Here is a 21225-nt window from a genome sequence, read left to right as displayed (position 1 = left end):
GGACCTCAGCCGGCGTGGACCCACAGATCCATCAGCACCCGCGCCTCGGGCACCGGCAGCCACGGCACCTCGATGGCGGAAAGCGGCAACGGCCGGCCGCCGAGCGCGTCATGCGCGGCCTCGATGCAGGCCGGCAGGTCGGCCAGGTCGGCCAGGAACATCTGCATGCGCACGACCTGCGCGACGGATGTTCCGGCCGCCCGGCAGATGGCCTCGGCATCCTGCAGGATCGCCTCGATCTCGGCCTTCACGGGGATTGCGAAGTAGGGCTGGCCGGGGTCGCGCCGGGCGCCCGGAACCAGCGAGCCGTCGCGCATCGCCATCATGCCGGAGAGGAACAGCAGATCGCCCGCGCGTACTGCCGGCGGATAGCCGCGGAACAGCGGTGCCACGCCGCCGGTCACCACCTCGCGCCGTGTCGCGCCGCCGGTCGCCAGGGCGATGGTGTTAATCTCGATGCGGCTCTCCGGCATGATGAAACCGGGCGTCGCTGTGGCGATGACGGTCGTCGCCGGCGGTGACGTGAAATGCGCCTTCCAGCTTTCGTTGAAGGCCGGCACATCCTCCTGGTCACGGAGATAGACCTGCGCCTTCACGACGCTGTCCAGGCTCGCGCCGGCTGCCTCCAGCGATGGCAGCAGCTTGTGGCGCACGATGAAATCGGTCTCGAGCTTGATCGCCGTGCCCTTCCACAACCCGATCGGCCGCCGCGCCTCGGGGTCGAGCTGGCCCTGGCCATGCACGCGCGTCTCGGCGGTCTGGCCGGGGATGAAGCGGAAGTCGCCGGCGGCCAGGCCCGGGCTGTAGCCGGAGGTGTGATGGATGTCGTAGCTCGGCCGGAAAGCCAGATGCTCGGCGTGGAAGCCCGCCTCCGGCACCGCCGCCATCACCTGTACCTCCAGCTCCTGCGCCGTTCGGGCGAAGCGCTGGTGGAGGTTCGAGGTGGAGGGCGGGATGCGCCCGGCAAAGACTTCGCGGCGGACGGCGTGGTAGGGGTCCACCGCCTCGGGGCGGGTGTAGTACTGGTCGATCCGCACGACATCGGGGAAGCCGCAGCCGCCGGCGGCCAGCACCTCGCCCGCGTTGGTGAAGAGGCGGCGCGCCTCGCGCATCGCCTTCGGCTCGCCGTCCAGCGGATGCGCGGCCTGCAGCACCTCCGGCGCCAGGCCGGTCTCGTGATCGGTGCCCGAGAGGCCGGTGGCGAACACCCATCGCCCGGCCCGCATCCCGCGGGCGAAGCGCGCGCGCGTGCCCGGGAACGGAACCGGCAACAGGGGCGCGGCGCGCGTGGCATCCTGGGTCATGCGGCGTCGGCCTCCGAAGGGGTCTGCAGCGAACTGGATTCGAGCGCCCGGCGCGTGACGTCGCCGGTCAACCGGTAGTGCTCGGCCAGCCGCCGGCACGCGGTCTCGGCGTCGCGTGCCAGCGCCGCCTCCATGATCGCGCGATGTTCGCCGACATGGTCGCGCCCGGCCTGGCGGTAGATCGAGAACAGCCGATAGCGGCGCCAGCGGGCCAGCAGCATGCCGTGCAGGCGCAGCAGCATCGGTGAAGGTGCGGCGGCGAGCAGCGCGCGGTGGAATTCCTCGTGCCGCGCCTCCCATTCCTCCGCGGCGCCGTCGGTGCCCGAGGCAAGCCTTCCACTGGCGCGGTCGAGGCGGTGGAAGGCGGCGACCAGGCCAGCTTCCCATGCATCGTCGCCCTGCGCGATTGCCTCGCGCAGCGCAGCATCGTCGATCACGATCCGCACGCGGGTGAGGTCGAGCATCTCCGCAATGGACACGCCGGCGACGGCGGCACCGCGGTGATCGGTCGCAACCACCAGCTCCTCCGCCTGCAGGCGGGAGAGCGCCTCGCGCAGCGGCGCGACGCCGATCGCATAGCGTGTGCGCAGATCATGCAGGCGTAGTCGCTGCCCCGGCGCCAATACGCCGGCGAGGATGTCGTGCCGCAGCCGGCGATAGGCCGCGTTCGCCAGCGTGCCGTCCCGGCGCTCGGTGACGCGCGCAGCGGGCTGGGCCTCGCCCCCGTTGATACGGGACTCCATGCCGACCTGGTTCCTGTTCCTGGCGTCTGTCCCGCTCCCGGCGGCGCCGGGGGCAGGCCAAATTTGGTTTGCAACACTTTCGAAAATGCGCCACGCTTTCGGAGCAATCAAGGCGTTTCGACGCTGGGACTGCTTATCGGCTGGGACTGCCTATCGTGGGGACGCGCGGCGATCGGGGGCGAGTGGCGCATGGCGCATGGAGCGGCAGCGGTAACGGCAGCGACGATGGCTTCCGAAGCGACGCATCCGGTGGCGCTCTCGGTCCGTGGCGTCTCGCATGTGTTCCGCACCAAGGGCCGCCGCGTGCTGGCGCTGCAGGCAACCGACCTGGAAGTGCGCGAGCGGGAGTTCCTGACGATCGTTGGCCCATCCGGCTGCGGCAAATCCACCCTGATGAACCTGATCGTCGGGCTGTTCGCGCCAAGTTCCGGCCAGATCCTGCTGCGCGGCGCCCCGATCAACGGCATCACCCGCTCGATCGGCTATGTGACCCAGGCCGACAATCTCTACCCCTGGCGGACGCTGCGGCAGAACGTGGAATTCCCGCTCGAGGTGCGCGGCATGCCGGCACGGGAACGGCGCGCGCGGGCGGATGCGCTGATCGAGCGCGTCGGCCTGAGCGGCTTCGGCGACAGCTGGCCCTATGAGCTTTCGGGCGGCATGCGGCAGCGCGCCAACATCATCCGCACGCTCGCCTACGACCCCGACGTGATCCTGATGGACGAGCCGTTCGGCCCGCTTGACGCGCAGACACGGCTGATCCTGCAGAACCAGCTGCTCGACCTCTGGCAGAGCGAGCGGAAGACGGTGATCTTCATCACCCACGACCTCGGTGAGGCGGTGGCGCTGGCCGACCGCGTGGTGGTGATGTCGGCGCGCCCAGGGCGCATCAAGACGGTGGCGGAGGTGCCCATCCCCCGCCCTCGCGACCTGTTCGAGATCCATGCCGATGAGCGCTTCCGCGACACCTACAAGCTGCTCTGGGCGAGCCTTGAGGAGGAAGTCAGGAAGGGGAGCGACAGTTAGTGGCAGATGCGGGCGCGACGGCGGCAGGCCTGGGGCATGGCGGGGTGGTGATTCCGCCCGGCGCCGCGGCGGCCGAGGAGGGCGTGAAGGAATGGGAGGCCGCGCAGCGGCGGCACCGCAACCGCGTCACCTTCTCGCGCGCCGCGCTGGCCGTTGCGCTGCTCGGCGTGTGGGAATTCGGCACCGGACCGTGGTGGGACGCCTTCTGGTTCTCCTCGCCCTTCCGCATCGCCGCCCATCTGTTCGTCTGGGCGCAGGAGGACCTGTTCTTCCACTTGGCGGTGACGCTGCGCGAAACCTTCACCGGCTACGCCGCCGGAACGCTCGCTGGTGTGATGGTGGGGGCGATCCTGGCGCGGCTCGATTTCCTCTGCCGCGTGCTCGATCCCTTCATCCTGGCGCTGAACGGCATACCCCGCATCGCGCTCGCACCGCTGTTCATCATCTGGTTCGGCATCGGCGAGCTGTCCAAGATCGTGCTGGCGAGCATGCTCGCCTTCTTCCTGTGCTTCTACGCCACGCTGTCCGGCCTTCGCTCGGTGGACCAGGCGCATGTCAACGTCGCACGCATCATGGGCGCGTCGGACCGGCAGATCTTCACCAAGGTGACGCTGCCCGCAGCCTTCCCCTGGATCCTGACGGCGATGAAGGTCAGCGTGCCGTTCGCGCTGATCGGCGCCATCGTCGGCGAGTTCATGGCTGCGACGGCGGGGCTCGGCTACAAGATCCAGCTCTACACGGCGCAGTTCGACACCACCGGCGCGGTTTCGGGCATTTTCGTGCTGATGCTGGTGGTGATCGCCTTCAACACCCTGCTGGACCGCATCGAGCGCCACCTTCTGCGCTGGCGCCCGCCAAGCGCCCAGGGCGGCAGCGAGCTGACGTGAGGACATGCACGCGAGGTGAAACCACGCCGGCACGCGCCGGCGCAAACAAGGGAGCAGGGCGATGACGGGAGCGATCGGAATGACGGGACGGCGTGGTGTGCTGGCTGGCGCCGCGGCGGCGCTGGCGGTGCCGCGCATGGTGCGTGCGCAGGGCCTCACCAAGGTGCGCATCACCCAGCCGGCCGACAGCCTTTCCTACATGCCGATCTATGTCGGCCGCGCGCGCGACATGTTCAAGGCGGCCGGCATCGACCTGGAACTGGTGATCACCCGCGGCGACGGCCCCGACGTCCAGGCGCTGATGGCGCGCGAGGTGCAGTTCGTCGCCACCCCGCCGCACCACCTCTACACGCTGCACCTGCAGGGCCGGCAGTTGCTTGGTGTCTGCGGCATCCTCGGCCGCTGCGGCATCAACCTGGTGATCAGCAAGCAGGCCGCGGCCGAGCGGCGCATCAGCGCCGACTCGCCGATCGAGGCGAAGCTCGGCGCGCTGCGCGGCCTCACCATCGGCGCCTCCGCGCCCGGCTCGCTCACCTTCAACATCGCGCAGTACTACATCCTGCGTGCAGGCCTCGATCCGCAGCGGGATGCGCGGGTCGTCGCCTCCGGCACCGGTCCGGCGGCCATCGCTGCGATGCGCAACAACATCGTCAACGCCTACTCCTTCTCCTCGCCGCTGACCGACCAGATGGTGGAGACCGGGATCGCCGACTGGCTCATCAACAACACCCGCGGCCAGGATCCGGCGCTGCGCGAGTTCCTGCACGCGGTGATCTATGTCCGCCCCGACTATGCGCGCGAGAACGCCGACCTGGTGCGCCGGATGGTGCGTGTCATCGTGGAGTCCTCGGCGTGGATCCGCGCCAACCCGGTGGAGCAGGTGGCCTCGACCATCCGCCCCTTCTTCAGCCGTCTCGACGAGGCCGTGTTCTTCAGCGCGCTCGGCAACGTGCGCGAAGCGGTGGTGCCGGACGGGAAGATGTCGCCGGCGGGATCGGATGCCTATCAGGAGGTGCTGATCCGCACCGGCCATCTGCGCCAGCGCGTGCCCTTCGAGGCGGTGTTCGACACCTCCTTCCTGCCGGGCTGAAGCCGTGGACGCGATCGAGCGGCGGCTGACGGAACTCGGCTACGCGCTGCCGGAGCCGTTCCGCTTTCCGAAGCCCAACCGCACCGGCTGCGTACGGGTTGGCAGCGTGCTGTTCATCTCCGGTCATGGGCGGAACCTGCCCGCGCTGCCGGGGGTGCGCGCCTCCGGACGCCTCGGCGCCGATATGAGCATCGAGGAAGGCTACGCGACCGCGCGCGCCACCGCGCTCTCGATCCTCTCCAGCGTGAAGATGGAGATCGGCAGCCTCGACCGCGTGCGCCGCGTGGTACGGCTGTTCGGCATGGTGAAGGTGGCGGCCGGCTTCGACCACATGCCGGAAGTCATCGACGGTGCCTCGGACCTGATGTTCGACCTGTTCGGCCCGGAGCGTGGGCGTCATGCCCGCTCCGCGGTCGGGATGTTCGAACTGCCGCACGGCATCGCGGTCGAGATCAACGGCGAGATGGAAGTGGAGGTCTGAGCGCGGCGCGGCGGTGGTGCTTCAGTCGCGCGCTTCCGCCGCCAATCGCGCCCGCAACTCGCGACGGAGCACCTTGCCCATGCTGTTGCGCGGCAGCGCGGGTACGAAGCGGATGTCCTTCGGCACCTTGTAGCGGGAAAGGCGTTCGCGGCAGCGTTCCAGCAGTTCCTCGGCTGCGACGTGCATCTCCGGCCGCAGCACGACGAAGGCGGTGACCGCCTCGCCCCAATAGGCGTGGGGTGCGCCAGTGACGCCGCACTCCGCAACGGCCGGGTGCGCCAGCAGCACTTCCTCCACCTCCCGCGGATAGATGTTCTCGCCGCCCGAGATCACCATGTCGTTCTTGCGGTCCACCAGGTAGACGTAGCCCTCCTCGTCCTGCTTCGCGATGTCGCCGGTGACGAACCAGTCGCCGCGGCGTCCGGCCGCAGTCGCCTCGGGCAGGTTGAGGTAGCCGGAGAACTGGTACGGCGAGGAAACCCAGAGCTCACCGGCTTCGCCGCGGGCGACCTCGTCGCCGTTCTCATCGCAGACCCGCACTTGCGTGGCAGGGTACGGCAGGCCGACACAGGCCACCTTGCGCAGTTGGTCGCGCGGGCCGAGCGAGGTCGCGATGGACGTCTCCGTCGTGCCGTAGCGCTCGAACAGCTTGCCGTCGCCGAAATAGCCGACGATACGCTCCTTCAGCGACTGCGCGAGCGGCGCGGTGCCGGAGATCGCGGCTTTCATCGAACGCATGTCCCACTGCGCCCGCTTCGCCTCCGGCAGCGCGAAGAGCGCGGCGAAATGCGCCGGCACGATATAGGCGCTGGTGGCCTGGATTCGGGTGATCGTGCCCATCAGCGACTCGATGTCGAAGCGCGGCAGGATCTCCACCTGGCCACCGAACCAGATCGGCGTCATCGCCATCAGGAAGCCGGCGCCGTGGAACATCGGCGTGGTCGCTACCGCTCGGTCCTGCGGCGTGTAGCAGCCATGCTCCGCCGCCATGGCGAAGGCCGAGAGCACGCGCCCGCGGTGGGAAAGCTGCACGCCCTTCGGCCGGCCGGTGGCGCCGGAGGTGTAGGGGACCGAGAAGATGTCCTCCTCGCTGACCTCGACCGGGCATGGGCCTGCGGATGCCTCGGCCAGCAGCGCCTCATAGGCGGGGCCGATCACCACGAAACGCTCGACGGAGGGCGGCGCCGCGGCGCGCGCGGCGTCCTCCAGCGCGGGGGTGACGAACATCACGCGCGCACCGCTGTCCTCGCAGATGAAGCGGATCTCCGGCGGGGCGGCAGCCGGCCCGATGGTCGCGGCGGCGACGCCGGCCTCCGCCATGCCGCAGACGATCTCGACATACTCCAGGCAGTTGGCCGCGAACACCGCCGCCCGCTCGCCATGCCGCAGGCCGAGGCCGGCATGCACCAGGTTGGCGACGCGCGCGATGCGTTCCACAAGGTGCGCATAGCTCAGTTCACGTCCGCTCTCGCGCATGGCCACCTTGTCCGGAGTCCGCCCCGCCGACGCACGGATGCCGTCCGAGATGAGCATGTGGCGGGAGGCGCCGCGGCGCGTGAAATCGGGCATGGCGCGAAGGATCGAATGCGCCGCGATCGCGTGTCAATCGGCGCGCTTGACAGCTTCGGCCGAGGGGTGCGCGATATCTCCCATGGCGCGACCGCATATCGACTGGATTCAGGCCCAGGCACTGCCCTGGCGGCACGACGCGATTGCTGCGCGACCGGGCGCGGAGGGGAAGATCCTGTCCGTGGACGACCAAACCGGCGCGGCTTCCTGCATCCTGCGCTATCCGCCCGCTTACGCGCGCGCTGCGGAATGGCTTTCGGCCGACGAGGAATTCTGGGTGCTCGACGGCGCCATCGAGGTGGATGGCGTCGAGTACGGCGAGCACACCTACGCGCACCTGCCGCGGGACATGCCCCGCAGCAGCTTCGTGGCACCGCGCGGTGCGACCGTGCTGACCTTCTTCTCCGCCGCACCGCTGCCGTCGCCGGGTGGGGCAGGGCGCACCTTCGACGGACGCCGGTTGGTCCGTCGCCTGTCCGCCGCGGATAACGTCTGGGACGGCGATTTCGAAGCGATGGGCCTGGAGTCCATGCGCTCCACTGCTCGGATGCGCACGCTGCGGAAGGACCCCGACACCGGCGAGACGACCTATCTCACCGCAACCATCGCGTTCCGCCAGGGCGAGCGCAGCGAGCGCCACCCGGTGGTGCAGGAGTTCTTCCTGCTGTCGGGCGAGCTTTCCGGCGACCTCGGCACCATGCAGGCGGGGGCCTATTGCTGGCGCCCGCCGATGGTGAAGCATGCGCCCTATGGCTCCTGGACCGGGACGCTGCTGCTGTTCCGTTCCATCGGCGGCCCCCAGACCACGACGTGGGAGGATCCCGACCAGCCCTTCACCTGGACGCCTGCGCATCGCCCGGTGCTGCCGCCGGAGCTGGCACCGCTGATGGCCACACCCTGGCCACGCCCGGCGCGCTACTGACCCGGCCGTAAGCGGTCGCCCGACTGTTCGATTGACTGGGATGCAGGCTGCATCTTAGGCTCGCTTGTGCGCTTCGCCCGGCCTGGAGCGCGAAGGAGGAACCATGGCACATCCGCGCAGAGTGCTGCTCGCTTCCGTCGCGCTTCTCACCTCGCTTGGCCTGCTGCCCGTGCCCGCCGCGGCGCAGGACCGGACGATGGTCATGGCCATGGTCACCACGCCGCGCGGCTTCGACCCCGACATCTGGGTGCCCGGGCAGATCGAGAGTTCGGTGAATGTCTATGAGGGGCTGACGCGTTTCGCGACACGTCAGGGCGCGAACGGCAGGCCGGAGGTGGATCCGGGCCGCGTCGAGCCGCACCTCGCCGAATCCTGGACCGTGTCGGAAGACGGCAAGGAATACGTCTTTCGCATCCGCCCCGGCATGATGAGCCCCTTCGGCAATGAGCTGACCTCGGCCGACGTGGTCTGGACCTTCGAGAAGTCCAACGCGCAGCGCCGCACAGGCCTTTTCATCCGCAACGTCGCGCGGATCGAGAGCGTCGAGGCTGTTTCGCGCTATGAGGTGCGGTTCCGGCTGCGCGATGCCAATCGCATCTTTCTCAGCGCGCTGACGCTGCACATCCCGGCCCTGTTCGACAGCACCGAGGCGAAGAAGCACGCCACGGCGGAGGATCCCTTCGCCACCCGCTGGCTCGGCAGCAACACAGCCGGCTTCGGACCCTACCACGTCGAGAGCGTGCAGCCCGGCCAGCAGGCGGTGTTCGTCGTCAACCGCGGCTATCAGCTCGGCCAGCCCTTCCACACGCGCGTCGTCTGGCGGGAGGTGCCCTCGCCTGCCACGCGCGTGGCACTGGTTCGCACAGGCCAGGTGCACTACGCCGAGCAGATCCCGCTGCAGCAGATCGTGGACCTGCGCCGCGACCGCCGCATCCGGGTCGAGAGCGTCGCTGCGCCGGGCAGCGCGACCGTGCGCATGAACCCGGCCTCTCCGCCCTTCGACGATGTGCGCGTCCGCCGGGCCATCGCCTATGCGACCGACTACAACGCAATCGGCGAAGCGGTCTTCCTCGGCCTCGGCACGCGCAGCCGTTCGATGCTAAACCCGCCCATCCCCGGCGCGATCGATGCCTACACCTATGACACCGACTACGACCGGGCGCGTGCCCTGCTGGCCGAGGCTGGGCATCCGAACGGCCTCGACATCACGCTGGAATACAGCACCAACTGGTGGTGGGAGGAGCCGCTGGCGCTGCAGATGCAGGCGAGCCTGGCGCGCGCCGGCATCCGGCTGACGCCGAAGCGCATCCCGGCCACGGAAATGACGGCGCGGCGCGCCATCCGGGTGTGGTCGCTGCCGATGATGACGCACCTCACCTCCTCCTTCGTGCCCGATCCTTCCTACAACATGTTCCTCACGGCACATTCGCGCGGCGGCTCGAACGTCAACGGCAACAACAACCCGGAGCTCGACCGGCTGATCGACGCCTCCGTGGTGGAGCGCGACGACGCGAAGTGGCTGGAGATGATCGCCGAGGCCCAGCGGGTGCAGGCCGAGAGCGCCACCTTCATCGAGACCTTCCTGCCCGGCACGCATGAGGTGTTCGTCAGCTGCATGGAAGGCTTCATGTGGCGCCCGCACAACCGTCTGGTCTGGAAGGACTTGGCCTGCCGGCGGTGAGCGTCGGGCACTTCCTGCTGCGGCGCCTGGTCGTCGCCGTTCCGGTGGCGCTCGGCATCCTCTTCGTCACCTTCATGCTGGTCCGCATCGGCGACCAGGACCCGGTCGCCATGCTCGCCGGCCCGATGGCCGATGCGCCGATGCTGGAGCGCATCCGCGCGGAGTTGATGCTGGACCAGCCGCTGCTGACGCAATTCTGGGCCTATCTGCAGCGCCTGGTGCAGGGCGATCTCGGCCGGTCCTGGCAGGGCAATGCACCGGTCACGCATGAGATCGCGGCGCATCTGCCGGCGACGCTGGAACTCGTCACGCTTGCGGTTGGTCTTGGTGCGCTGATCGGCGTGCCGCTCGGGCTGCGTGCGGCGGAGCGGCCGAATGGCTGGTTCGACCAGGTCTCGCGCTTCGGCTCCCTGTTCGGCTTCTCGCTGCCGACCTACTGGCTTGGCCTCATGGCGATCTTCGTCTTTTTCTACCTGCTGGGCTGGGCGCCGGCGCCGATGGGCCGGGTCTCCATGATGGTCACGCCGCCACCGCCGGTCACCGGCTCCGTGCTGATCGACAGCCTGCTGGCCGGCAACTGGGAGGCGGCACGCTCCGCAGCGGAGCAACTCGTGCTGCCGGTCGCCTGCTTCACCATCGTCGCAACCGCACCCATCATCAAGCACACCCGCGCCATCGCGATCGAGGTGATGGGCTCAGACTACATCCGCTACGCCCGCGCCTGCGGCTTTCCGCGCAACCTGGTGCGGCGCATCGCGCTGCGCGCCGCGCTGGTGCCGGTGATCACCTTCGTCGGATCCGAATTCACATCGCTGCTCGCCGCGGCCAGCCTGATCGAGTTCGTCTTCGCCTGGGGCGGCTTGGGCCATTGGGGGCTCAACGCGATCCTGCTCGGCGATTTTGCGGCGGTTCAGGGATATGTGCTGACGCTCGCCATCGCGTCCGTCATCGTTTTCGCCTTGGTGGACCTTGCGGTGATGCTGTTGGAGCCGCGGGCACAGGCGCGGGCATGAGCGCGACCACCACGCCTGCACCGCCGTCGGCGCTCGATCGCCTGCTCGGCACCGCCCGGCGCAGCCCGACCTTCGCGGTCGGCTTCACGATCATCGTGACCTTCGGCCTCATGGCGGCGTTCGCCGATCTGATCGCGCCGCTGCCGCCGACGCTCTCCTTTCCCTACGAAACCCTGCAACCGCCCGGTACTGGCCAGTTCCTGCTGGGCACCGATGGCAATGGCATGGATGTGCTCTCCCGCGTCATCCATGGCGCGCGCTACGCCTTCGGCATTGCGCTGCCGGCGGGCGCGATCATGTCGGTGGTCGGGATCCCGCTCGGCCTGATCGCCGGCTGGCGCGGCGGATGGGTGGACGAGGTGCTGCTGCGCGTGCTGGACGTGCTGCGCGCCTTCCCGACCATCATCCTCGCGCTGGCGATCGTCGCGGCGGCCGGGCCGGGCTTCCTGAACGTGATCCTGGTGGTCGGCTTCCTCGACAGCCCGATCTTCGCCCGCATCGTGCGCGCCGAGGTGCTGGCGCTGCGCAACGCCACCTTCGTGCGCGCGGCGGTCGCCGCGGGCAACCCGGAATGGCGCGTGCTGCTGGTGCACATCCTGCCCAACGCGATCCTCGGCGCCACCGCGCAACTGCCGCTGCGGATGGCATGGGCGGTGCGCATCTCGGCGACGCTCGCCTTCATCGGCATCGGCGTGCAGGCGCCGGCACCGGAATGGGGTGCGATGATCCGCCAGGGCGCGGAATACGTGATCTCCGGCGAATGGTGGGTGGCGCTGTTCCCCGGTCTGACGCTGATCGCCATGGTGCTCGCGCTGAACCTGGCGGGTGACGGGCTTTCGGACCTGCTCGACCCGAAGCGGCGGGCGACGGGCAAGTGAGCCTGCTGGACGTTGAGGATCTGCATGTCGAGTTCGCCGCGCGCGGGCTCGACAACCGCATGCGCGTCGCGCAGGCGCTGAACGGCGTCTCCTTCACCGTCCGGGCCGGCGAGGTGGTCGGCCTGGTCGGCGAGACCGGTGCTGGCAAGTCGCTCACGGCGCTGGCTGCAATGGGCCTGCTGCGCTCCCCGGCGCGCATTCCGCAGGGACGCATCCGGTTCGAGGGCCGCAACATCCTCGACATGCCCGAGCGCGAGCTTCAGCGCATCCGCGGGCGCCGACTGACGATGATCGTGCAATCGCCACTGACCTCGCTCGATCCGCTGAAGCGCGTGGGCGACCAGCTGGTACGCATGCAGCGCGTGCACGGCACGGCCAGCGGCGCGGCGGCGCGCGAGCGGGCGGAGGCGACGCTCGCCGCCGTGCGCATACCCGACCCGAGCCGGCGCATGCAGGCCTGGCCGCATGAGCTCTCCGGCGGAATGGCGCAGCGCGTGCTGATCGCCATGGCGCTGATCAACGACCCGGTGATGGTGATCGCCGATGAACCCACCACCGGCCTCGACGTCACGGTGCAGGCGCAGGTGCTCGACACGTTGCGCGACCTGGTGTCGGCGCGTGATCTCGGCGCGCTGATCATCACCCATGATCTTGGCGTCGTCGCGCATTATTGCCAGCGCGTGGCGGTGATGTTCGCCGGCCGCATCGTGGAGGACGGGCCGGTGCGCGAGGTCTTCGCGCGGCCTGGGCATCCCTATACGCAGGCGCTGATCGCCAGCACGCCGGGCCGCATTGCGCAGCTCGGTTGGACCATCACCGGCGGCACGCCGCCCGATCTCTACAACCTGCCGCAGGGTTGCCTCTATCGCGACCGCTGTCCGCGCGCGACGCCGGCCTGCCTCATCGCACCGCCGCGCGTGTCGCTGGGTGAGGCGCATGGGGCCGCCTGCCATTACGCACAGGAGCTCGCATGAGCGCGCCGGTGCTGTCCGTACAGCGCCTGGTGCACCGCTTCAGCGGGGCCGGCGGCACCACCGTGAAGGCGGTGAACGACGTCTCCTTCGACATCGCCGCCGGCGAGACGCTCGGTCTGGTCGGCGAGTCCGGTTCCGGCAAGTCCACCATCGGCCTCCTCGCAACGCGGCTGCTGAGGCCGACCGGCGGGCGCATCCTGTTCGAGGGCGTGGACATCACGCAGCTGTCCCCGGCAGCGCTCCGCCCACTTCGCGCGCGGCTGCAGATCGTCTTCCAGGATCCCTGGGGCTCGCTCAGTCCGCGCATGACCATCGGGCGCCTGCTCGAGGAACCGCTGACGCTGCACGCGAAGCTGACCAGCGTGGCGCGTGCGGCGGAAGCCCGGCGCCTGGCCGATCGCGTGCGCCTGCCCGCCGCCGCACTCGCGCGCTATCCGCATGAGCTCTCCGGTGGGCAGCTGCAGCGCGTCTCGATCGCGCGCGCCATCGCCAACAGGCCGAAGCTGATCGTGCTGGACGAGCCCACCTCATCCCTCGACCTCTCCGTCCGCGCCGGCATCCTGCAACTGCTGGACGAGCTGCAGCGGGAAACCGGCGTGGCAATGCTGTTCATCAGCCACGACCTCGAGACGGTGCGCCTGGTTTCTCATCGCGTCGTGGTGCTCTATCTCGGCCGCATCGCCGAGGAGGGACCGACGCCGCGGCTGTTCGAGGCGCCGGCGCATCCCTACACGCAGGTGCTGCTCTCCGCGAACCTGCCCCCCGACCCGTCGGTGCCCTTGGCGCGGCATGAGGTGTTCGGTGAGATCCCCTCGCCGGTGAACCTGCCGCCCGGCTGCTTCTTCGCCGGCCGCTGCCCGGTAGCGCTGCCCGCTTGCAGCACCGCACCGCCGGAGCCGCTGCGTGTGGAGGATGGCCACTTCGCCGCCTGCATCCGTGTCGCCGACGGCACCAATATTCTCGCTCCTGCCGAGGAAACAGCCCGATGACAGCCTTCGATTCCGCCGCCACCCGCACCGCCTATGGCACCATTGATATCGTGGTGAACGTGTTCACGCCGGAGGCCTTCGCCGAGGGCCGCATCCCCACGGACAGCCGCTTCCGCGAGCAGGTGCGCACCAGGCAGGATGACCGCAAGGGCGTCTCGATCGAGGATTATCTGCGCAAGATGGACCGGGCCGGCATCGAGCGCTCCTTCCTCATCGCGGTGCGTTGCGGCGACCTGCGGGTGAAGGGCTCGGTCGAGATCCCGTATGAATGGGTGCGCGACATCTGCGCCAGGTATCCGGACCGCTTCTCCGGCCTCGCCGGCATCGACCCGACGCGCGGCATCAAGGGGCTGAAGGAGCTCGACGTTGCCATCAAGGAATACGGCTTCGTCGGCGGGCACCTCTACCCCCACTGGTTCTCCGAGGCGCCGGACAGCGCAATCTACTACCCTTACTACGCGCGCTGCGCCGAACTCGGCGTGCCGATCATGATGCAGGTCGGCCACTGCCTGGTGTACCAGCAGGACCGGCGCCTGCCCTCAGTCGGGCGCCCGATGACGCTGGACAAGGTGGCGATCCACTTCCCTGAGCTGACGATCATCGGCATTCATCTCGGCTATCCCTGGACGGACGAGATGATCTCCTGCTGCACCAAGCATCCGAATGTCTACATGGCGGGCGACGCCTACGCGCCGAAGCACTGGCCGCAGCAGGCCGTGCACTACGCGAACACCTACGGGCAGGACAAGTTCCTGTTCGGCACCGACTGGTCGGTGATCGACCCCGAACGTGCGATGAACGAGATGATGGAGCTGAACTTTCGGCCCGAGCCGCTCAAGAAGATCTTGCGCAACAACGCGATCCGCATCTTCAACCTGCCCGACGCGCCAGCATGACCGAACTGGCGGAGGCGTTGCGCGCGCTGCTCGGCGCCGCCCATGTGGCGACCGATGCAGAAAGCTGCGCGCTTGCCACTGCCGATCTCTTCGAATGGCCCAAGGCAGCGCCGGCGGCGATCGTCATCCGCCCGGCCGATACCGACCGGGCTGCCGCTGCGCTGCGTCTGGTGGCCCAGCACGGCCTGCCGATCGTGCCGCGCGGGGCAGGGCTCTCCTACACGGCCGGCGTAGTGCCGCGGCACCCCGCAGTCGTGCTGGATACCACGCGGATGGACGGCATCCGCATCGACGCCGCCAACCTCACCGCGGTGGTCGGCGCGGGCGTCTCCTGGCAGGCGTTGGCGGAAGCGCTGGCGCCGCATGGGCTGCGCGCGGCGCAGGGCTCGCCGATCTCGGGCGCGGTGACCACTGTGGGTGGCGTCGCGGCGCAGAACCTGCCGGGCAGCATGGACGGCATCATCGGGCTGGCTGTCGTGCTGGCCGATGGCAGCGTGGTGCACACCGGCGCACTCGCGCTGCGTGGCGGTCCGACGTTCTGGCGCCACATGGGCCCCGATCTCACCGGCCTCTTTCTCGGCGATTGTGGCGCCTTCGGCGTGAAGACCGAGATCGCGCTGCGTCTGGCGCCGGAGCGGGAAGCGGCCTTCGCCTCCTTCGCCTTTGCCGATGGTGGCGCGATGATGAGTGCGCTTGTCGAGGTCCAGCGACGCGGCCTTGTTGCGCGCGCGCTAGCGATGGACCCGCTGCGGTCCCGCAGCGCCACGCACGTCGAGCCGGGCGACGCACTCCGCACCGCGGCTGCCGTCGCCGCGCGGGCTGGCTCCGTGCTGCGGGCGGTGCGGGATGTCGCGGGGCTGGCGCGGGCAAAGCTGGCCGATCCTGCCTGGACCCTGCATCTGACCGCCGAGGGCATCACGGCCGCCGCCGCCGAGGCCGGCATCATAGCCGCGCGCGCCATTGCCACCGCCGCCGGCGGGCAGGAGGTCGAGGCGGCGATCCCTCGTGCGCTCCGTGCGCGCCCCTACTCGATCCGCGGTTTCGTCGGGCCGGAAGGCGAGCGTTGGGTGCCCGTGCATGGCATGCTGCCGCTCGGCGCCGCGCGCGACTGCCTCCTGGCATTGCAGACGCGGCTCAAGGCGATGGAGGCTGACCTTGCAAGCGCCGGCGTCAGCGTCAGCCACATCGTCTCGTCGCTCGGCGCCTATGTCACCATCGAGCCGATGTTCTATTGGCGCGACGCGCTCGACCCGCTGCACCTGCTGCACTTGTCGGAGAAGAACCGCGCGCGCTTCGGCCACGCGGCACCGGATCCGCGAGCGCGCGAGACGGTGCGCGCGGCCCGGCGCGAACTCGGCGCGGTGCTGGATTCGCACGGCGCCGTGCATGCCCAGGTCGGGCGCTACTACGCGCTCACGGAACGGATGACGCCGGGCGCAGCGGGGTTGCTGCAGCAGGTCAAGGCGATGCTCGATCCGGCCGGGCGGATGAATCCCGGCGCGCTCGGATTAGCGGGAGGACCAGAATGAAGGTCACGCGCCACTTCCTGACGGTCGGCAATCGCCGCGTGCACTACACGCGCTGCGGCGAGGGACCGGCCGTCGTGCTGCTGCACGCATCGCCGTGCTCGGCCAAGGTGCTGCGCCTGCCGCAGGAGGTGTTCGGCGCGCATTTCACCGCGTTCGCCTTCGACACGCCGGGCTTCGGGCTTTCCGACCTGCTGCCATTGGAACGGCCGGAGATCGAGGATTTCGCTGACGGCCTCGCGGAGGCGCTGACCGCGCTCGGTGTCGAGCAGGCGGCCACCTACGGCCGGCACACCGGCGCCTCCATCGCGGTGGAGTTCGCGCTGCGCTACCCCGACCGCTGTCCGCTGGCGCTGACCGACGGGTTCCCGGTGTTCTCCGTCAAGGCGGCGGAGGAAAGGCTGTCGCGCTACCTGCTGCCGATCGTGCCGCAATGGGATGGCAGCCATCTGGTCTGGCTGTGGTACCGCTATCGCGACCAGCACGTCTTCTGGCCCTGGCACAACCAGACGCTGGCCTTCCGCGCGGACACCGATGTGCCCGATGCCGAGTTCAACCATCGCGGCGTCGTCGAGCTGCTCGAAGCCGGCGATGGCTATCGCATCGGCTACAGCGCGGCCTTCCGCCATCGCGGGCTCGAGGTGCTGCCGGAGTTGCGCGTGCCGGTCTGCTTCGGCAACCGTCCGGGCGACAGCCAGCACCGCACCATGTCGCAATACCCCGCAAGCGCGTGGCAGCAGGAGATGCCGCGCGACCCGCTCGCCGCCGCCGTGGCGGAGCGCGCCGTGCTGCTGCGCCATCCCGCCCGCGGCACGCCGCCGGCATCGCCGCTCGCGACGCCACTCGCGGGTCGCAGCACGACCAACTATGTTCAGGTCGGCGATGGGCAGGTCCTGGTCCGTGTCATCGGCGATGTGCATGGCGCGCCGCCGCTGGTGATCGCGCCGCATGTCCCCGGCTCTTCCGCGCTCTACGAGGATCTCATCCGCGCGCTTGGCACCGATATCCCGGTCATCGCCTTCGATCCGCCAGGCCATGGCGAGAGCGATCCGCGTGGCGATGGCGCGCAATCGCCGGAGGTCTGGGCGCAGGCGCTCTGGGCGGTCTGCGACACGCTCGGCGTGAAACAGGCGCATCTGCTCGGCCACAACGCAGGCGCGGCGACCGTGGTCGCCGCTGCTGCAGCAAGGTCGGGTTCCGTGCTTTCGCTCATCCTCGAGGCGCCCATTGCGCTGCCCGAGCGCGCGCGCAACGACTGGGCCGCGCGCTGGGCGCCTGACGTCGCCCCGGTCTGGGACGGCTCGCATCTGCTGCGCATGTGGCATATGCGCCGTGACATGGGGCTGTGGTTCCCGTGGTGGGACCGCACGATCGGTGCCGCGCGCAAGGCAGAACCCCGGCTGGAGCCCGAGCGGCTGCAGGAGGAAATCCGCGAGCTCGCGAAGCAGCCTTCCTCCTTCGCGCCGGCTTGGCAGGCGGCCATCGCCTGGCCGCTGCCGGAGAAACTCGCGCGTTTGCCGCATCGCGTTGCGCTGATCGCGTCGGAGTCGGACCTGTTCGGCCAGTGCCTGGACCAGGCAGTGGCGGTGCGGCCGGAAGCCGTGGTCCATCGCTGCGGCGATTCCGCTGCCGAGCGCGCCGCGGCGATCCGCGCCGCGCTCGCCGGGGCTTAGCTGCCGCGGTTCAGGCGGCGCCGTTCGCGGCGGTCGTGCGGAGCACGCGGTCAGCCGCCGCGCAGGGCTGAGCCGTGCCGCCCCTCACAGCGCGTCGGCGATCGCGGCCCCCTCCGCCGTCGCCGACATCACCGCGCGCGCGCCCTTGGCATCCCCGATCGGGTGCACCTCGATCCCTGCCGCACGCAGCGGCGCGAGCAGACCGTCCTGCGGTGCCCGCGGCGTCGCATAGGCGAAGAACGCGACCTCCTCGACATGCCCGCGGCAATCGCTGTGGACGTTCGCGTATTCCAGCCGCCCCTCCTGCTCGAAGGTCTCGGTCCAACGCGGCTCTGACAGCGTCACCGTCTCGACGCCGAGCCGGCTGAAGCGCCGCAGGATGCCTTGCCGCACCACCAGGGAGGTGTCCTGTGCGATGCTCTCGCGCGGAGTGATCACCACGGTGCGCGGGAAGACCTGCCGCAGCCGTTCCGCCGCGGCATAGGTGCCATCCGTGTGGTCCATGTCGAACAGCACGGCGGCACCGCGCTGCGGCTCGGCAAGATCCAGCACGTCCAGGATCGCGGTGCGCAGGTCGGGCAGGATGCCTTCCCGCTCAAGCTCTGCCGGCAGGCAGCGCGGCCAGGTCATGCGCGATCCGGTGGCGAGCACCACTGCATCCGGCTGCAGTGCAAGCACATCCGCCGCACTGGCTTCGACGCCGAGTTCGAACCGCACGCCCGCCTGTTGCGCGGCCGCCATCTGGTAGTCGTAGATGCTGCTGAGCTGTTCCCCGCCCGGCAGCCGCACCAGCAGCCGCAGCTTGCCGCCGGCCTCGTCGGAGCGGCCGAACAGCGTCACTTGATGGCCGCGCGCCGCGGCGGTCCACGCCGCTTCCAGCCCGGCGACCCCGGCACCGACGACGACGATGCGCTTGCGCTGCGCCGCCGGCTTCGGCGCGGAGAGCTCATCGGGCGCGGCGACGCGCGGATTGTTGTCGCAGGCGATCGGCCGGCGATGGATGATCGTCTCCCAGCAATTGTTGCCCGAGACGCAATAGCGGATGTCGCGCGCACGCCCCGCCTGGGCCTTGGCCGGCCAGGCGGGATCGGTGATCAGCGGGCGACCGATCCCAACCAGTTCCGCATCGCCGCGCGTCAGGATGCCTTCGGCCTCCGCCGGGTCGGTGATGCGGCCGAGCGCCACCACCGGGATCGCCGGCAGCTGCGCGCGCAGCTGCCGGATCAGCGGCAGGTAGGGCAGGGGCGGAAAGTGCCCGTCCGGGATGTGCAGGTCCAGCGTGCGATGATGCGTGCCCTGCGCGAAGCAGAGATAGTCCACCGCGCCAGTCGCCGCGATGCGCCGCGCGATCGCACCGGCGAGATCGGGGCCGATGCTCTCCGGGATGCCGTCATCGCCGGGCGTCTTTACGCCGAGGATGAAATCGCGACCGCAGGCCGTGCGGATGGCGGTGATGAGTTCGACGACGAACCGCATCCGTCCTTCGAAGTCGCCGCCATACTCGTCCTCGCGGATGTTCGACCAGGGCGACATGAACTGGTGGAACAGGTGACCATGCCCTGCGGAGATCTCGACACCGCTGAAGCCGCAGCGCTTCAGCCGCGCCGAGGCCTGCGCGAAATCCTCGACCATCGCGCGGATCTCGTCCGTGGAGAGCACATGCGGCACGGTGCCGCTGATGTCGTCCGGCAGGGCGGAGGCGCCGACGGCGTCCGCCGTGCGCCCCGCCGTGTGGCGCCCGCGCCCGGGGTCCTGCACCTGCGCGACGAGCCGGCAGTCCTCGTTCTCGACGGCGGCGGCCCAGCGCTTCAGCCCGTCCAGCTCACCGTCGTCTCGGGCGTTGACCTTGTTCGGCACCAGCTGGTGGCGGGCAAGCGCGAGCGGCTCGGTGACGATCATCGCCGCGCCGCCTTTCGCGCGGTTGGCGAAATATTGCGTGTGGCGCTCGGTCACCCTGCCATTGCTGCTCAGCGCCGTGGTCATGGCGAGGTGGACGATGCGGTTTCGCAGCCGCTTGCCGGCCATCTCAAACGGCGAGAACAGACGGGGATAGGGCAGAGCGTCTTCCATCGGGGGCGGCGTTCCTGTGGGCAGTCCCCTATGCGACCCCATGGCGGCCATCGCCGCAACCCTGCGCCGCCGCATCAGGCGCGGCGCAGTCGGAACATTACGGGTTCAGGCCGCAAGCAGCCACTCACGATGCAGTTCGGCGACGCGGTTGTGAGCCGCCGCGCATGCCGCCTGGGCTACATGCCAGGGCGAACCGATACCGCCGAAGCACGGCGCTGCAGCGAGAAGGATTGGCCCGCGATGAATCTCAACGTCCTGGTGCGTGGCCAGTCGAACGTCATGAGGATGATGGAGGACAATGGCGGCGCGGGGGTGCCGAATCTTGCGCAGGAAGTTGCGCGCCTGCTGGGCTTCGACGGCGCGAACGACACCGTCAGCATCATCTACGATGCGGGGGATTGGCAGAGCAGCACCGCCTTCGGCGGCACGGCGCTGCTGGGCGACTGGCTCTACGGGTCGCCCGGCAACTGGACGGTCGGCGGCCTTGAGCAGGCGCTGCTGAACGAGATCGGAGCGCTTCCGTCGAGCCAGCGCGACGATCCGACGGCGACACTGTGGTTTCATTCCGAATTCGACAGCCGTCCGTCCGATCTCGCGCCGGAGACCTGGGTCTCGGCGGTCCGCTTCGACGCCGACCAGGTGCGCGCGGCACTCGGACAGGATGCGGCGACGACGCCCTACCTCTTCGTCTCCGCGATGCCGTACAACAAGGGCAGCGACCAGGGCCACCAGGCGATCCGCGAGGGCATGGAGATCCTGGCCGCCGACCCGGGCTTCAACGCACACATCGCCGCTCGCATCCTCGACATCGACGCCGACGATGACGACACCGACTTCAACCCTGCGACCAACGACTACGGCGGCGAGCACATCGACGCGGGCGATTCCGCACTGGTGATCGCCCGCGCCGGGCGTGCCATCGCGGAAGCCTTTGCCGCCCATGCGAAGCCCGGCTCGCCGGTTGCGCAGGCCGGCGGCAACATCGCCGATGAGGGGCCGGAGGTGATCCGCGCCGAGCTCGTCGGCAGCAACCAGCTTCTCCTCGACGTGCAGCACGATCAGGCGAGCGGATTCTCGTCGCTCGACCCGGATGCGGCAGCCGGCATCGGCTGGCAGGTGTTCGGCGCCACGACAAGCGTGATCGGCACTGCCGTGCAACTCGTGGATGCTGACACGCTGCGCGTCACCTTCTCCGGCGATCTGCCGCAGGGCGGGGCGCTGTTCTACGGCTATGGCTATGGCCGGCTTGGCGGTTCCGACGCGGCCGGCCGCGGCAACGCGATCTACGACAACCATGGCCTGCCCATCTGGGTGCGCGCCGAAGGCCTGGCGATCGACGGCCTCGGCACGGGACCGGTGGACCCCTCGCCGAACACCCCGATCAGCCTGACCGTCGGTAGCGGTCCGGACACGCTGGTGCTGCGCATCGCGCAGGACGAGTTCCTCGGCCCGGCGGAGTATGTGGTGCGGGTGGACGGCCAGCAGATCGGCGGCACGCTGGCG

Annotated in this window: 18 protein-coding genes; 14 read left to right on the top strand and 4 right to left on the bottom strand. The window is 69.7% G+C overall.

From position 1 onward, the window contains the following. Positions 1 to 5: 5 nt before the first annotated feature. Both ACESM1_RS16740 and ACESM1_RS16735 read right to left on the bottom strand, forming a co-directional pair. Positions 6 to 1304: a Rid family hydrolase gene (locus ACESM1_RS16740; RefSeq protein WP_372621936.1), complete on the bottom strand. Its 1299-nt coding sequence runs from the start codon at positions 1302 to 1304 to the stop codon at positions 6 to 8. Then, entirely contained in the window at positions 1301 to 2047 is a 747-nt protein-coding gene (locus tag ACESM1_RS16735; protein WP_372621934.1) for an FCD domain-containing protein, read from the bottom strand. The genes ACESM1_RS16740 and ACESM1_RS16735 overlap by 4 nt, the downstream gene beginning before the upstream one ends. Before the next feature lie 225 nt (positions 2048 to 2272). Here ACESM1_RS16735 and ACESM1_RS16730 point away from each other — a divergent pair, with 225 nt between their 5' ends. From ACESM1_RS16730 to ACESM1_RS16715, 4 genes are all read left to right on the top strand, one after another. After that, entirely contained in the window at positions 2273 to 3073 is an 801-nt protein-coding gene (locus ACESM1_RS16730; protein WP_372621933.1) for an ABC transporter ATP-binding protein, read from the top strand. Further along, a complete protein-coding gene (locus ACESM1_RS16725) occupies positions 3073 to 3960 on the top strand; it encodes an ABC transporter permease (protein WP_372621932.1) in 888 nt (295 codons plus the stop codon). The genes ACESM1_RS16730 and ACESM1_RS16725 overlap by 1 nt, the downstream gene beginning before the upstream one ends. Before the next feature lie 79 nt (positions 3961 to 4039). Continuing rightward, positions 4040 to 5050 (top strand): ABC transporter substrate-binding protein, encoded by a 1011-nt coding sequence (locus tag ACESM1_RS16720; protein ID WP_372621930.1) that lies wholly within the window; start codon positions 4040 to 4042, stop codon positions 5048 to 5050. A gap of 4 nt (positions 5051 to 5054) precedes the next feature. After that, complete coding sequence (locus tag ACESM1_RS16715; RefSeq protein WP_372621928.1) at positions 5055 to 5531, top strand: RidA family protein; 477 nt, start codon at positions 5055 to 5057, stop codon at positions 5529 to 5531. Positions 5532 to 5552: 21 nt separating this feature from the next. Here ACESM1_RS16715 and ACESM1_RS16710 read toward each other — a convergent pair whose 3' ends face one another. Next, positions 5553 to 7100: a class I adenylate-forming enzyme family protein gene (locus ACESM1_RS16710; protein WP_372621926.1), complete on the bottom strand. Its 1548-nt coding sequence runs from the start codon at positions 7098 to 7100 to the stop codon at positions 5553 to 5555. An 82-nt stretch (positions 7101 to 7182) separates the two neighbouring features. On the opposite strand from ACESM1_RS16710, the gene ACESM1_RS16705 reads away from it, so the two are divergent. The 9 genes from ACESM1_RS16705 to ACESM1_RS16665 all read left to right on the top strand — a co-directional run bounded on the left by ACESM1_RS16705 (position 7183) and on the right by ACESM1_RS16665 (position 17652). Further along, positions 7183 to 8022 (top strand): cupin domain-containing protein, encoded by an 840-nt coding sequence (locus tag ACESM1_RS16705; protein ID WP_372621924.1) that lies wholly within the window; start codon positions 7183 to 7185, stop codon positions 8020 to 8022. 103 nt (positions 8023 to 8125) lie between these two features. Beyond that, a complete protein-coding gene (locus ACESM1_RS16700) occupies positions 8126 to 9703 on the top strand; it encodes an ABC transporter substrate-binding protein (protein WP_372621922.1) in 1578 nt (525 codons plus the stop codon). Then, a complete protein-coding gene (locus ACESM1_RS16695; protein ID WP_372621920.1) occupies positions 9700 to 10716 on the top strand; it encodes an ABC transporter permease in 1017 nt (338 codons plus the stop codon). The genes ACESM1_RS16700 and ACESM1_RS16695 overlap by 4 nt, the downstream gene beginning before the upstream one ends. Next, positions 10713 to 11594: an ABC transporter permease gene (locus tag ACESM1_RS16690; protein ID WP_372621918.1), complete on the top strand. Its 882-nt coding sequence runs from the start codon at positions 10713 to 10715 to the stop codon at positions 11592 to 11594. Before ACESM1_RS16695 ends, ACESM1_RS16690 begins: the two co-directional genes overlap by 4 nt. Then, complete coding sequence (locus ACESM1_RS16685) at positions 11591 to 12568, top strand: ABC transporter ATP-binding protein (RefSeq protein WP_372621917.1); 978 nt, start codon at positions 11591 to 11593, stop codon at positions 12566 to 12568. Before ACESM1_RS16690 ends, ACESM1_RS16685 begins: the two co-directional genes overlap by 4 nt. Then, positions 12565 to 13557, top strand: coding sequence for an oligopeptide/dipeptide ABC transporter ATP-binding protein (locus ACESM1_RS16680; protein WP_372621915.1), 993 nt, complete (start codon positions 12565 to 12567; stop codon positions 13555 to 13557). The genes ACESM1_RS16685 and ACESM1_RS16680 overlap by 4 nt, the downstream gene beginning before the upstream one ends. Beyond that, positions 13554 to 14453, top strand: a complete 900-nt coding sequence (locus ACESM1_RS16675; RefSeq protein WP_372621914.1) for an amidohydrolase family protein — start codon at positions 13554 to 13556, stop codon at positions 14451 to 14453. Before ACESM1_RS16680 ends, ACESM1_RS16675 begins: the two co-directional genes overlap by 4 nt. Continuing rightward, entirely contained in the window at positions 14450 to 15982 is a 1533-nt protein-coding gene (locus ACESM1_RS16670) for an FAD-binding oxidoreductase (protein WP_372621912.1), read from the top strand. The genes ACESM1_RS16675 and ACESM1_RS16670 overlap by 4 nt, the downstream gene beginning before the upstream one ends. Then, complete coding sequence (locus tag ACESM1_RS16665) at positions 15979 to 17652, top strand: alpha/beta fold hydrolase (RefSeq protein WP_372621910.1); 1674 nt, start codon at positions 15979 to 15981, stop codon at positions 17650 to 17652. The genes ACESM1_RS16670 and ACESM1_RS16665 overlap by 4 nt, the downstream gene beginning before the upstream one ends. Before the next feature lie 84 nt (positions 17653 to 17736). Here ACESM1_RS16665 and ACESM1_RS16660 read toward each other — a convergent pair whose 3' ends face one another. Beyond that, complete coding sequence (locus tag ACESM1_RS16660; RefSeq protein ID WP_372621908.1) at positions 17737 to 19722, bottom strand: FAD-dependent oxidoreductase; 1986 nt, start codon at positions 19720 to 19722, stop codon at positions 17737 to 17739. Positions 19723 to 19962: 240 nt separating this feature from the next. Here ACESM1_RS16660 and ACESM1_RS16655 point away from each other — a divergent pair. Beyond that, positions 19963 to 21225 (top strand): hypothetical protein (locus tag ACESM1_RS16655; protein ID WP_372621906.1); only part of this gene is annotated, 1263 nt, incomplete at its 3' end.

It is taken from the genome of Falsiroseomonas sp., from assembly GCF_041690465.1.
Lineage (GTDB): Bacteria > Pseudomonadota > Alphaproteobacteria > Acetobacterales > Acetobacteraceae > Falsiroseomonas.
Note: the sequence above shows the minus strand (reverse complement) of the source record. Positions and strands in the feature narration are given on the sequence as shown.

Excerpts from the sequence above, each read along its gene's own strand:
- ACESM1_RS16740 (WP_372621936.1), bottom strand. The coding sequence starts at position 1,304 with ATGACCCAGGATGCCACGCGCGCCGCGCCCCTGTTGCCGGTTCCGTTC.
- ACESM1_RS16735 (WP_372621934.1), bottom strand. The coding sequence starts at position 2,047 with ATGGAGTCCCGTATCAACGGGGGCGAGGCCCAGCCCGCTGCGCGCGTC.
- ACESM1_RS16730 (WP_372621933.1), top strand. The coding sequence starts at position 2,273 with ATGGCTTCCGAAGCGACGCATCCGGTGGCGCTCTCGGTCCGTGGCGTC.
- ACESM1_RS16720 (WP_372621930.1), top strand. The coding sequence starts at position 4,040 with ATGACGGGACGGCGTGGTGTGCTGGCTGGCGCCGCGGCGGCGCTGGCG.
- ACESM1_RS16710 (WP_372621926.1), bottom strand. The coding sequence starts at position 7,100 with ATGCCCGATTTCACGCGCCGCGGCGCCTCCCGCCACATGCTCATCTCG.
- ACESM1_RS16705 (WP_372621924.1), top strand. The coding sequence starts at position 7,183 with ATGGCGCGACCGCATATCGACTGGATTCAGGCCCAGGCACTGCCCTGG.
- ACESM1_RS16700 (WP_372621922.1), top strand. The coding sequence starts at position 8,126 with ATGGCACATCCGCGCAGAGTGCTGCTCGCTTCCGTCGCGCTTCTCACC.
- ACESM1_RS16690 (WP_372621918.1), top strand. The coding sequence starts at position 10,713 with ATGAGCGCGACCACCACGCCTGCACCGCCGTCGGCGCTCGATCGCCTG.
- ACESM1_RS16680 (WP_372621915.1), top strand. The coding sequence starts at position 12,565 with ATGAGCGCGCCGGTGCTGTCCGTACAGCGCCTGGTGCACCGCTTCAGC.
- ACESM1_RS16675 (WP_372621914.1), top strand. The coding sequence starts at position 13,554 with ATGACAGCCTTCGATTCCGCCGCCACCCGCACCGCCTATGGCACCATT.
- ACESM1_RS16670 (WP_372621912.1), top strand. The coding sequence starts at position 14,450 with ATGACCGAACTGGCGGAGGCGTTGCGCGCGCTGCTCGGCGCCGCCCAT.
- ACESM1_RS16665 (WP_372621910.1), top strand. The coding sequence starts at position 15,979 with ATGAAGGTCACGCGCCACTTCCTGACGGTCGGCAATCGCCGCGTGCAC.
- ACESM1_RS16660 (WP_372621908.1), bottom strand. The coding sequence starts at position 19,722 with ATGGAAGACGCTCTGCCCTATCCCCGTCTGTTCTCGCCGTTTGAGATG.